The organism is Salipiger bermudensis HTCC2601 (assembly GCF_000153725.1).
In the GTDB taxonomy this organism is placed as follows: Bacteria; Pseudomonadota; Alphaproteobacteria; order Rhodobacterales; family Rhodobacteraceae; genus Salipiger; species Salipiger bermudensis.
Map to the genome: position 1 here is coordinate 3,248,349 of NZ_DS022276.1, position 10,254 is coordinate 3,258,602.

Annotated in this window: 11 protein-coding genes, 1 tRNA gene and 1 pseudogene; 6 read left to right on the top strand and 7 right to left on the bottom strand. The window is 66.5% G+C overall.

Features of this window, described 5'->3' with window-relative positions:
* The 4 genes and pseudogenes from recA to R2601_RS15345 form a co-directional block, all read left to right on the top strand.
* A pseudogene (recA, locus tag R2601_RS15330) lies at positions 1–706 on the top strand (recombinase RecA); the annotation flags it as partial.
* Positions 707–1,039: 333 nt separating this feature from the next.
* Positions 1,040–3,715, top strand: a complete 2,676-nt coding sequence (gene alaS, locus R2601_RS15335) for an alanine--tRNA ligase (protein ID WP_007799938.1) — start codon at positions 1,040–1,042, stop codon at positions 3,713–3,715.
* A gap of 4 nt (positions 3,716–3,719) precedes the next feature.
* On the top strand, positions 3,720–4,004 hold the full coding sequence (locus R2601_RS15340) for a DUF1330 domain-containing protein (protein WP_040544781.1): 285 nt from the start codon (positions 3,720–3,722) through the stop codon (positions 4,002–4,004).
* Between the two features lies 1 nt (position 4,005).
* Positions 4,006–4,293 carry a DUF1330 domain-containing protein gene (locus R2601_RS15345; protein WP_007799943.1) on the top strand — a complete coding sequence of 96 codons (288 nt, stop codon included), beginning with the start codon at positions 4,006–4,008 and terminating at the stop codon, positions 4,291–4,293.
* A gap of 121 nt (positions 4,294–4,414) precedes the next feature.
* On the opposite strand, the gene R2601_RS15350 is transcribed toward R2601_RS15345, so the two are convergent.
* Positions 4,415–4,500 (bottom strand) — tRNA-Leu (locus tag R2601_RS15350).
* Between the two features lie 203 nt (positions 4,501–4,703).
* On the opposite strand from R2601_RS15350, the gene lipA reads away from it, so the two are divergent.
* The gene (gene lipA / locus R2601_RS15355) at positions 4,704–5,654 is read left to right on the top strand and encodes a lipoyl synthase (protein WP_007799944.1); all 951 of its coding nucleotides are present in this window, start codon (positions 4,704–4,706) and stop codon (positions 5,652–5,654) included.
* Positions 5,655–5,776: 122 nt separating this feature from the next.
* Here the strand turns inward: lipA and R2601_RS15360 are convergent, their stop codons facing one another.
* From R2601_RS15360 to R2601_RS27375, 6 genes are all read right to left on the bottom strand, one after another.
* Positions 5,777–6,004: a ribbon-helix-helix domain-containing protein gene (locus R2601_RS15360; protein ID WP_007799946.1), complete on the bottom strand. Its 228-nt coding sequence runs from the start codon at positions 6,002–6,004 to the stop codon at positions 5,777–5,779.
* Positions 6,001–6,177 carry a DUF4169 family protein gene (locus R2601_RS15365; protein WP_007799948.1) on the bottom strand — a complete coding sequence of 59 codons (177 nt, stop codon included), beginning with the start codon at positions 6,175–6,177 and terminating at the stop codon, positions 6,001–6,003. Before R2601_RS15365 ends, R2601_RS15360 begins: the two co-directional genes overlap by 4 nt.
* A 323-nt stretch (positions 6,178–6,500) precedes the next feature.
* A complete protein-coding gene (fumC, locus tag R2601_RS15370; RefSeq protein WP_007799949.1) occupies positions 6,501–7,895 on the bottom strand; it encodes a class II fumarate hydratase in 1,395 nt (464 codons plus the stop codon).
* A 118-nt stretch (positions 7,896–8,013) separates the two neighbouring features.
* Positions 8,014–8,490, bottom strand: a complete 477-nt coding sequence (locus R2601_RS15375) for an SspB family protein (protein WP_007799955.1) — start codon at positions 8,488–8,490, stop codon at positions 8,014–8,016.
* A 131-nt stretch (positions 8,491–8,621) separates the two neighbouring features.
* Entirely contained in the window at positions 8,622–9,872 is a 1,251-nt protein-coding gene (gene chrA / locus R2601_RS15380) for a chromate efflux transporter (protein WP_007799956.1), read from the bottom strand.
* Positions 9,873–9,928: 56 nt separating this feature from the next.
* On the bottom strand, positions 9,929–10,105 hold the full coding sequence (locus R2601_RS27375) for a DUF1194 domain-containing protein (RefSeq protein ID WP_254656079.1): 177 nt from the start codon (positions 10,103–10,105) through the stop codon (positions 9,929–9,931).
* Here R2601_RS27375 and R2601_RS27380 point away from each other — a divergent pair.
* A partial coding sequence (locus R2601_RS27380; RefSeq protein ID WP_254656056.1) for a hypothetical protein occupies positions 10,050–10,254 on the top strand: 205 nt, incomplete at its 3' end. The genes R2601_RS27375 and R2601_RS27380 overlap by 56 nt on opposite strands.

Below are 10,254 nucleotides of genomic sequence, written 5' to 3' on the forward strand. Positions count from 1 at the left end.
CTCGACGAGCTGCTGATCTCGCAGCCCGACACTGCGAGCAGGCGCTCGAAATCACCGACACGCTGTGCGCTCGGGCGCGGTCAGCTTGGTGGTGGTCGACTCGGTGGCAGCACTGACGCCGAAATCCGAGCTCGAGGGCGACATGGGAGATTCGAATGTCGGCGTGCAGGCCCGCCTGATGAGTCAGGCGATGCGCAAGCTCACCGGCTCGATCAGCCGCTCGAACTGCATGGTGATCTTCATCAACCAGATCCGGATGAAGATCGGCGTGATGTTCGGCTCGCCGGAAACCACCACCGGCGGCAACGCGCTGAAGTTCTACAGCTCGGTGCGCCTCGACATCCGCCGCATCGGCGCCATCAAGGACCGCGACGAGGTGGTCGGCAACCAGACCCGCGTCAAGGTGGTGAAGAACAAGGTGGCGCCGCCGTTCAAGCAGGTCGAGTTCGACATCATGTATGGCGAGGGCATCTCGAAGATGGGCGAGCTGCTCGACCTCGGCGTCAAGGCTGGCGTGGTCGACAAGTCCGGCGCCTGGTACTCTTACGGCGACGAGCGCATCGGGCAGGGGCGCGAGAACGCCAAGACCTTCCTGCGCGAGAACAGCCGCGTTTCGCTCGAGATCGAGGACAAGATCCGCGCCGCCCACGGGCTCGATTTCCACATGTCCGAAGAGGACGGTGGCGACGACGTGATGGAAAGCTGAGGTCAGGCACATGCCCTCGGGCATGCGGTTTTCAAACGGGGGCGCTCCTGCGGGAGCGCCTCTTTTTGTGTTTGTGATGAGGGGCGCTGCCCCTCTGCCGCGCGGGGCGCGCGGCATTCACCCCGAGGTATTTTTCGAACCGGAGAAGATGGGGGCGCGGTGCGGGAGAGAGGGGCGGCGCGCCCGGGACGGGAGGCGGTGGCCGGCGCGTGGGGGGCGGAAGGCGATGGTCGGGGCGGGGTGGCGGCTTTTCTGTCGCGGCTTATGGACAGGGGGCGGGCGTGGCGATACACCTGCGCGAACCTCTGAGATGCCAGCCAGACAAGGACGACCATGCCGAGCCTGAACGATATCCGCTCAACCTTTCTGGGCTATTTCGAGAAGCAGGGCCACCAGGTGGTGCCCTCGAGCCCGCTCGTGCCGCGCAACGACCCCACGCTCATGTTTACCAACTCGGGCATGGTGCAGTTCAAGAACCTCTTCACCGGCGTCGAGACGCGCGACTACAAGCGCGCCACCACGGCGCAGAAATGCGTCCGTGCGGGCGGCAAGCACAACGATCTCGACAACGTGGGCTACACCGCCCGCCACCACACCTTCTTCGAGATGATGGGGAACTTCTCCTTCGGGGATTACTTCAAGAAGGAAGCCATCCCCTTTGCCTGGGAACTGGTGACGCGCGAGCTCGACATTCCCGCCGAGCGGCTCTTGGTGACGATCTACCACACCGACGACGAGGCGGCCGAGATCTGGAAGAAGACCGGTGTCCCGGACGACCGGATCATCCGCATCGACACCACCGACAACTTCTGGATGATGGGTCCGACCGGCCCCTGTGGCCCCTGCACCGAGATCTTCTTCGATCACGGCGACAAGTACTGGGGTGGCCCTCCGGGCTCGCCGGAAGAGGATGGCGACCGCTTCGTCGAGATCTGGAACCTCGTCTTCATGCAGAACGAGCAGTTCGAGGACGGCTCGATGCGGGCGCTCGACATGCAGTCGATCGACACCGGCATGGGCATCGAGCGGGTCGCGGCGCTGCTGCAGGGCACCAACGACAATTATTCCACCGACCTGATCCGGGCGTTGATCGAGGCCTCCGCCGACGCCACCTCGAGCGATCCTGACGGGCCGGGCAAGACCCATCACCGGGTCATCGCAGACCACCTGCGTTCGACCTCGTTCCTGATCGCCGACGGCGTGATGCCCTCGAACGATGGCCGCGGCTACGTGCTGCGCCGGATCATGCGCCGCGCCATGCGCCATGCCCACATGCTGGGTGCCAAGGACCCAGTCATGCACCGGCTGGTGCCGGCGCTGGTGCGCCAGATGGGGCAGGCCTACCCAGAGCTGGTGCGTGCCCAGCCGCTGATCGAGGAGACGTTGAAGCTCGAGGAGACGCGTTTCAAGCAGACCCTCGATCGCGGCCTCAAGCTGCTCGATGACGAGCTGGTGGGGCTGGGCGAGGGCGCCAAGCTGCCCGGTCAGGCGGCGTTCAAGCTCTACGACACCTATGGCTTCCCTCTCGACCTGACGCAGGATGCGCTGCGCGAGCGCGGTCGCGAGGTCGACACCGGCGGTTTCGACGAGGCCATGGCCGAGCAGAAGGCCAAGGCGCGCGCCGCGTGGTCGGGCTCGGGCGAGGCGGCGGACCTTGCGATCTGGTTCGAGATCGCCGACGCCAACGGCGCCACGGATTTCCTCGGCTACGACACCGAGACCGCCGAGGGCCAGATGCTGGCGCTGGTCAAGGATGGCGCCGAGGTCGAGGCGCTCGAGGCCGGTGAGAGCGGTTGGGTGGTGATGAACCAGACGCCGTTCTACGGTGAGAGCGGCGGCCAGGTCGGCGACAGTGGCTGGATGCGCCGGCTCGAGGACGAGCATGACCTCGCCGAGGTCACCGACACCCAGAAGATGGGCGGCGGCAAGGTTTTCGCCCACCAGGTCACCATCAAGCAGGGCCGTTTTGCCAAGGGCGAGGCGGTGGCGCTCGAGGTGGATCACGCGCGCCGCGGCAAGATCCGCGCCAACCACTCGGCCACGCACCTGCTGCACGAGGCGCTGCGCCGGGCGCTTGGCGATCACGTCGCTCAGCGCGGCTCGCTGAACGCGCCGGAGCGGCTGCGCTTCGACTTCAGCCATGCCAAGGCGCTGACGCCCGAGGAGATCTCGCGGGTCGAGCGCGAGGTGAACGCCTTCATCCGGCAGAACTCGGCGGTCAACACCCGCATCATGACGCCTGACGATGCCCGCGCTCTCGGCGCCCAGGCGCTCTTCGGCGAGAAGTATGGCGACGAGGTTCGGGTGGTGTCGATGGGCACCGAGGCAGGCTCCGGCAAGGGTGGCGATGGGCAGACCTACTCAATCGAGCTTTGCGGCGGCACCCACGTGGCGCAGACCGGCGATATCGGCACCTTCGCGCTGACCTCGGAAACCGCCTCGGCGGCCGGCGTGCGCCGGATCGAGGCGCTGACCGGCGAGGCCGCGATGGCCGAGCTGCGAGGCCGCGACAAGGCGCTTGGCGAGATCGAGGGGTTGCTCAAGGCGCATGGCGCCGAGGCTGTCTCGCGCGTTGGTGCGCTGCTCGACGAGCGCCGCAAGCTCGAGAACGAGGTGGCACAACTGCGGCGGGATCTCGCCATGGCCGGCGGCGCCGGGCAGGGCGGTGGGGCCGAGGCCCGCGAGGTGGGCGGTGTCTCCTTCGTGGCGCAGGTGCTGAGCGGCGTCTCGGGCAAGGACCTGCCGCCGCTGATCGATGAGCACAAGGCGCGGCTCGGCTCCGGCGCGGTGCTGCTGATCGCCGATACCGGTGGCAAGGTCGCCGTGGCGGCCGGCGTCACCGAGGACCTCACCGGCAGCCATTCGGCGGTCGACCTGGTGAAGGCGGCGGTCGAGGCGCTTGGCGGCAAGGGCGGCGGTGGCCGGCCCGACATGGCGCAGGGCGGGGCAAAGGATGCCTCCGAGGCCGATGCGGCGATCAAGGCGGCGGAAGCCGTGCTGGTGGGGTGATCGCATGAGCGCTTACATGATCGCCCGCATCGACGTCACCGATCCCGAGGAATACGCGATCTATGCCGGCCAGACCGTGGCGCTCGCCGAGAAATTCGGCGGGCGGTTCCTGGTCAAGGGCGGACCGCAGGAGGTGATCGAGGGCGAGGCGCCGAGCCGCCATGTCATCGTCGAGTTCCCGAGCCGCGCTGCCGCCGAGCGCTGGTTCAACTCTCCGGAATATCAGCGCATCCTGCCGATCGCCCTTCGGGCGTCGACGCGGGATGTGGTCATCGTCGAAGGAGTCTGAGATGCCTGCACTGTGGATCGCGCATGTGACGGTCACCGATGAAGAGGCCTATGGCCGCTATGCCAAGCTCGCCGGGCCGGCCATCGCCAAGCACGGCGGGCAATTCATCGCCCGTGCGGGCCGCTACGTCCAGCTCGAGGGCAAGGAGCGCCCGCGCAACGTGGTGGCGAGGTTCGACAGCGTCGAAGCCGCCGAGGCATGCTACCACTCGCCGGACTACCAGGAAGCGCTGAGCCATGCGCGCGGCGCCTCGGAGCGCGAACTGCTGATCGTCGAGACCAGCGAGTAGGCATCTGGCCGGTCAGGCGCGCCTTTCGGGGCGCGTTTTTCACCGTTCGGCAGGGCGTCGTGGCGGGACAAGCGCTGTCACGTTTTGGCGAGGTGATCGCCGAAGGTGATCGTAAGAGAGGTGGTACGGGCGGTGGGGCTCGAACCCACACTTCCTCTCGGAAATCGGATTTTGAATCCGACGCGTCTACCATTCCGCCACGCCCGCACTGAGATCCGATCTATCCAAGGCCGCGAAGCCCGTCCAGCCCGAAATCGCGTTGTCCGGTCGCGCGACGACACAGGGGTGCAGGGGGAACACTCGGCACCTAGGGGGATACGAGACCGGCGCGTGCGCCGGCTGCACTGGCAACTCCCCCTGCAGTGCTGTATGTTGCCCGACAAGTCTTAAGATATTGCGGGGAAGAACCGTTGCGCGACATCAAGATCCCGACCGAGCGTCACCCGGAAAAGGCGCACCGCAAGGACAATCCGCAGCCCAAGAAACCGGACTGGATCCGCGTCAAGGCACCGACCGGCAAGGGCTACCAGGAAACCCATCGCATCATGCGCGAGCACAAGCTCGTCACGGTCTGCGAAGAGGCGGGATGTCCGAATGCTGGCGAATGCTGGAACCAGGGCCATGCGACCATGATGATCATGGGGGATATCTGCACCCGTGGCTGTTCGTTCTGCAACATCGCCACCGGCCGGCCCGACGCGCTCGACGTGTTCGAACCGGGGCGCGTGGCCGATGCGGTGCAGAAACTGGGACTGAACCACGTGGTGATCACCTCGGTCGACCGTGACGATCTCGCGGATGGCGGGGCGGAGCATTTCGCCCAGACCATTCGCGCGATCCGCCACCGCTCGCCCGCCACCACGATCGAGATCCTGACGCCGGACTTCCTGAAATGCGCCCCCGAGGTGCTCGAGACGGTGGTGCGCGCCAAGCCGGACGTGTTCAACCACAATCTCGAGACCGTTCCGGGGCTCTATCCCGAGGTTCGCCCGGGCGCGCGGTATTTCCATTCGCTGCGGCTCTTGCAGCGGGTGAAGGAGATCGACCCGTCGATCTTCACCAAGTCGGGGATCATGGTGGGCCTTGGCGAGGACGCGCAGTCCGTGCGGCAGGTGATGGACGACATGCGCGCGGCCGACGTCGATTTTCTGACCATCGGCCAATACCTGCAGCCGACGCCAAAGCACCACGCGGTCGATCGTTTTGTCACGCCCGACGAGTTCGCGACCTACGAGAAGAACGCCTATGGCAAGGGCTTCCTGATGGTCTCTGCCACGCCGCTGACCCGCTCGAGCTACCACGCCGGTGACGACTTCGCGCGGCTGCGCGAGGCGCGCGAGCGCAAGCTGGCGGAGGCCTGACCGGCGCACAAACGATCGGTGTAATGGAAAAGGGCGCTCCGATATCGAGCGCCCTTCTTCGTCTTCCACGGCGGCAACTGTCTCACCGTCACAAATTTCTTATACTAAGAAATTTGCCCAGCTCATCCGTTGGTGCGGGCTTTCACGTATTTCAACACGTAGACCCGGATTGCCGAGGCCAACCCGGCCTCCAGTCCACGGGTCTCGTCGATCTCGGCGGCGAGCGCGTTGAGCGCCTTGCCCTCGGCCTTTGCGATGGCGCGGAATTCGTTCCAGAACGCCTCTTCAAGGGAAACCGAGGTGCGGTGACCGCGCAGGCTGAGCGAATGCTTGATCGGCCGTCCGGTCATTCGTCGCGCCTGTGCCCGTCCAGATCCCGCTCGGCTCTCTCCGTCACGCTCTTGTCGAGCGCCTTGTCGGCCTTGCTGCGACCGTGCAGCGCGGCGTTGCGGTCCGCCGTCGCGCGCTTGTCGGCCTTGTCACGGGCCTTGCGGGCCTTGTTGAGGTTTATCACTTTGCTCATGCTGCGAAACTTAGCGCGGCACGTGCGTTTCGCAACGGCCGATCCTGCAACTTCGGGGGGAATTTGCCAGCTCCCGCCACTCCAAGGGGACAGGTCGTGGCGGGAGCGCGGCGGGACGCGTCCGTGAGTGGTGGCCTTCAGGGTGATGCCGATGGTCTGGTGGGGCGCGCCTCACAGGTGATACGCGGGGACGCGCGCCTCCCGTCGCTAGGTGGGGAAAAATTTTAGATAAAATTTTTGCGCCTCGGTCGGTGCCGTGGCGCGCACGAAAAAAGCGGGCCCGGGAGCCCGCTCTTCAATAGTGTCTTGGCTGCTGCCGAGGATCAGTCTTTGGGGCCGATCATCTGCTCGGGACGCACCACGCGGTCGAAGGTCTCCTCGTCGACGAAGCCCAGGTTGATGGCCTCCTCGCGCAGGGTGGTGCCGTTCTTGTGCGCGGTCTTGGCGACCTTGGTGGCGTTGTCGTAGCCGATGGTCGGCGCCAGTGCCGTCACCAGCATCAGCGATTCCTTCATCAGCTTCTCGATCCGGGCCTCGTTGGCCTGGATGCCCACCACCATGTTGTCGGTGAAGGCCGAGGCGCTGTCGCCCAGAAGCTGCATCGATTGCAGCACGTTGTAGCTCATCATCGGGTTGTAGACGTTGAGCTCGAAGTGGCCTTGCGAGCCTGCCATGCCGACGGCGGCGTCGTTGCCCATGACATGGGCGCAGACCATGGTCAGAGCCTCGGCCTGGGTCGGGTTCACCTTGCCGGGCATGATCGAGGAGCCGGGCTCGTTCTCCGGCAGGATCAGCTCACCAAGGCCCGAGCGCGGGCCGGAGCCCAGCAGACGGATGTCGTTGGCGATCTTGAACAGCGACGCGGCCACGGTCTTGAGCGCGCCCGAGAACATCACCATGGCGTCATGCGCGGCGAGGGCTTCGAACTTGTTGGGCGCGGTGACGAAGGGCAGGCCGGTGATCTCGGCCATGTTCGCGGCGACGGCCTCGCCCCAGCCCTTCTTGGTGTTGAGCCCGGTGCCCACGGCGGTGCCGCCCTGCGCCAGCTCGTAGATGTCGGGCAGGCAGGCCTCGATGCGGGCGATGCCCTTGCGGACCTGGTGCGCGTAGCCCGAGAACTCCTGGCCCAGGGTCAGCGGCGTAGCGTCCTGGGTGTGGGTGCGGCCGATCTTGATGATGTCTTGGAACGCGTCTCGCTTGGCTTCCAGCGCGGCGGCGAGCTTCTCCAGCCCCGGCAGCAGCACGTCGCGCGCCTGCATGGCGATGCCCACATGCATGGCCGTCGGGAAAGTGTCGTTCGACGACTGGCCCATGTTGCAGTGATCGTTCGGGTGGACGGGCTTTTTCGAGCCCATCTCGCCGCCCAGCATCTCGATGGCACGGTTCGAGATCACCTCGTTGGCGTTCATGTTCGACTGGGTGCCCGAGCCGGTCTGCCAGACAACGAGAGGGAAGTTGTCGTCGAACTTGCCGTCGATCACCTCGCCGGCGGCGGCGATGATGGCGTCGGCGATCTCGGCCTCCATCGCGCCGTTGGCTTTGTTGGCCATGGCGCAGGCCTTCTTCACCACGCCGAGCGCGCGGATGATCGGCACCGGCTGCTTTTCCCAGCCGATCGGGAAGTTCATGATCGAGCGCTGGGTCTGCGCGCCCCAGTACTTGTCTGCGGGAACCTCGAGCGGGCCGAAGCTGTCGGTTTCGGTGCGGGTCTGGGTCACGGGAACCTCCTTTGGAACGCGGTCGCGCAATCTCTTACCCCGTGGCTCGGGAAAGGCAAGGCTGCATACCAAGGGATACCGTTAACATCCGGGTCGCGAGCGGACCCGGCCGCCGGGATCACTGCTTGCGGAAGGAATCGAGTCGCACGACCTCGGCGTCATGCTGCCCATCCGAGGGACGCTCCGGGCCGCCCTCGGGCGGGGTCGGATCATCCTCGTCCTCGTCATCCTCGTCCGAATCCTCCTGGGTCTCGAAACGCAGGCCAAACTCGACGGACGGATCCACGAAGGTCTTGATCGCGTGATAGGGGATATAGAGTCGCTCGGGCGCCTCGCCGAAGCTCAGCGTCACGGCAAAGCCATCCTCGCCGACCTCGAGATCGTCGAAGCGGTGCTGCAGCACCACGGTCATCTCGCCGGGATAGCGGTCCGACAGCCAGTCGGCCAGTTCGACATCCGGGTACTGGGTGTCGAAGGTGATGAAGAAATGATGTTCGCCGGGAAGCCCTCGCTCGGCGACATCCGTGAGGACGTCGTGAATCAGGCCGCGCATGGCGCGATGCATGAGATTGCCGTAGTCGATGCCGCCGGACATGGCACAATTCCTTGTGGTCTTTCTGGGTACCTTATTCGATCTGGCAGCGAGGAAAAGCCTCTGCGGCAGGAAAATGCAAGCAGGTGTTCCGAGTTGCAACGCTGGCGCCCGCTCTGCAGCGGCGCTGTACGTCAGGGCAGCAGCTGGCCGAGGGCCCAGCCCGCAAGGGCGGTGAGCGCCAGCGTGAGCGGCACGGAGCGCTTGAGTTTCAGCATCAGCAGCGCGGCGAGGGCGACGAGAAAAACCGCCTCGGGGCGCAGGCTCGAGGGGAGCGGCAGTGTCGCGGTGAGCGGTGCGGGTGCGGTGACCGTGTCGGAAAACAGGACGTGCAGGGCGAACCAAAGCGACAGGTTGGCGATGACGCCGAGCACCGCGGCGGTGATCGCCGAAAGCGCGCCCTGCAGGCGCGGCCGGGCCAGAAGCCGCTCGAGATGCGGGGCAAAGGCGAAGATCCACAGGAAGCAGGGCAGGAAGGTCATCCAAAGGGTCAGCAGGGACGCCGCCAGCGCCAGCCCCCAGCCGCCCGCCTCGTGCCCGATCAGCTGCCCGGTGAATTGGGTGACGAGAATCAGCGGCCCCGGCGTGGTCTCGGCAAGCCCCAGCGCGTCGACCATCTGCTCGGGCGTCAGCCAGCCGCGAATCTGCACCACCTCCTGCGCCATCCATGCCAGCACCGCGTAGGCGCCACCAAAGGAGACCACCGCGAGCTTGGCGAAGAACACGCCAAGCTCGAAGAGCAGGGTCTCGCCCGCCAGCCATAGCAGCGGCAAAGGCAGCAGCCAGAGCGCGCCCCAGAGCGCGATCCGGGGCAGGGGTGGCGCGGCATGTGCGGGCGGCGGAGCGGACTCCTCTGCCGCGGCCCGACCGGTAAGCCAGCCCCAGAGCCCGGCTGCCGCGATGACCACCGGGAACGGCGTGGCAAAGAGGTAGAGCGCAGCGAAGGCGAACCCGGCGAGACCCATCGCGGCGCGCCCCGAAAGCGCCTTGGCCCAGAGCCGCATCAGCGCCTGCACCACGATCACGATCACCGTGGCCTTCACGCCGAGCAACAGCGCCTCGGTTTGCGGCGCGGTCCCGAACGCGGCGTAGAGCGCCGCCAGCGCCGCGATCACCAGCGCGCCGGGCAGTACGAAAAGCGCCCCGGCAAGCAGTCCGCCCGGCGTGCCGCGCAGGCGCCAGCCGGCATAGGTGGCCAGCTGCATGGCTTCCGGCCCCGGCAGCAGCATGCAAAAGCTCAGCGCCGAGAGGAACTGCTTCTCGGTGAGCCAGCCGCGCTCTTCGACGAGGACGCGATGCATGAGACCGATCTGCGCGGCGGGGCCGCCGAAGCTGAGCAGGCCGATCCGGCCGAACGCGCTGAAGAGACGGGAGAACGTAGGCATGGGCGTGCTTTGACCGGGCTTTGTAACGGTGTCATGACGCATCCGGGCGATCCGTCTCAGCCGGTCACGCGGGAGATCTCGCGCAGGATCTTGCGGCGCAGCGTCTCGGCATAAGCGCGGTGGCCGCGCGCGGTCATGACAAAGCCATCGCGGGTGATCAGTGCGCGGCGAAAGAAATTGCTCACCGCGAGCCCGTGGCCCGGCGCCTCGATCGCCAGCGCGTTGACGGTGATTCCCGCGCGCTCGGCGCGCTGCCGCGCGGCGGCGGGCGACCCGCCGGAATTCGGGGGTGCCGTCGCCCGAAACGTCGATCACCTTGCGGCGGCAGTCAGGCGCGCCGGCAAAGGCATCGATCGCGGCGTGCAGGCAGGCCGGGAGCGGT

What these genes read in the sequence shown, in the direction of transcription:
- alaS (WP_007799938.1), top strand. Translation starts at nt 1,040, where the DNA reads ATGCCGAGCCTGAACGATATCCGCTCAACCTTTCTGGGCTATTTCGAG.
- R2601_RS15340 (WP_040544781.1), top strand. Translation starts at nt 3,720, where the DNA reads ATGAGCGCTTACATGATCGCCCGCATCGACGTCACCGATCCCGAGGAA.
- R2601_RS15345 (WP_007799943.1), top strand. Translation starts at nt 4,006, where the DNA reads ATGCCTGCACTGTGGATCGCGCATGTGACGGTCACCGATGAAGAGGCC.
- R2601_RS15360 (WP_007799946.1), bottom strand. Translation starts at nt 6,004, where the DNA reads ATGACCGGACGGCCGATCAAGCATTCGCTCAGCCTGCGCGGTCACCGC.
- R2601_RS15365 (WP_007799948.1), bottom strand. Translation starts at nt 6,177, where the DNA reads ATGAGCAAAGTGATAAACCTCAACAAGGCCCGCAAGGCCCGTGACAAG.
- R2601_RS15375 (WP_007799955.1), bottom strand. Translation starts at nt 8,490, where the DNA reads ATGTCCGGCGGCATCGACTACGGCAATCTCATGCATCGCGCCATGCGC.
- chrA (WP_007799956.1), bottom strand. Translation starts at nt 9,872, where the DNA reads ATGCCTACGTTCTCCCGTCTCTTCAGCGCGTTCGGCCGGATCGGCCTG.